At 48.9% G+C, this 810-nt stretch carries 1 protein-coding gene; it reads left to right on the plus strand.

Annotated features, from left to right (window positions below):
- On the plus strand, positions 1 to 657 hold a 657-nt coding region (locus FC47_RS10210; protein WP_056968826.1), incomplete at its 5' end, for an LPXTG cell wall anchor domain-containing protein.
- Between the last annotated feature and the right edge of the window lie 153 nt (positions 658 to 810).

An 810-nucleotide genomic window follows, 5' to 3' on the forward strand; every position in this document is an offset into this window, starting at 1 on the left:
CTGAATGCCAAGAAGCAAGCCGTCGCTGATGCGCAAGCTCAAGTTGAAGCTGATCAAGCTACGCTGAAGGCTCTGCAACAAAAAGTGGCTGATCTGCAAAATGCACCACAAACTTTGGCAGATGCTCAACAAGCACTGGCTGATGCACAATCAGCGCTTACAACGGCAGAACAAACGCTGGCCGCTGACCAGGCAAAACTGGCTGAATTAACGGCTCAGGCTGATACTACGCAGGCTCAGGTAGATGCGGCTCAACAAGCGGCCAATGAAGCACAAGCCGCACTGGATCAGGCTAACGCTGATCTAGCTAATGCCAAGGCGGCTCAAACGGCCCAGCTTGAACAAGAAGCCGCAATCAAGCGTGCTGAAGCGCAAGCCGCTTCTCAACGCCAAGCTAAGGCTAACGGCTACATGATCGTTAATGGCCAAGTTGTTGATGCCAATGGCAATCCTGTAGCTGGCTGGACGGTCAAGAATGGTCAAGCCTTTGACCCAGAAGGCAACTCAGTTGTCTTGACTACCAAAAACTTGACGCCAGGGACTGAACTTCCACAAACTGGTAATGATGAGGCTAAGAATGCCATTGTTCTGGCAATGCTGGCCTTCATGGGTGCACTGGGCAGTCTGTTTGGCTTCAAGTCCAAGCGTGAAAACTAATTAAATCAAATAAGGCTCGGTACAGTGATGTATCGGGCTTTTTTAGTTGATTTTTTGATCTGTAATATCTAGAATTAGCAAACGAAACTTGTATTAATCGCTTGGCGGATAAGGGGAGTGGAACGGGTACTGACGATACGTTGTAGTGATAGT

This window comes from Limosilactobacillus mucosae DSM 13345 (assembly GCF_001436025.1).
GTDB classification, from domain to species: domain Bacteria; phylum Bacillota; class Bacilli; order Lactobacillales; family Lactobacillaceae; genus Limosilactobacillus; species Limosilactobacillus mucosae.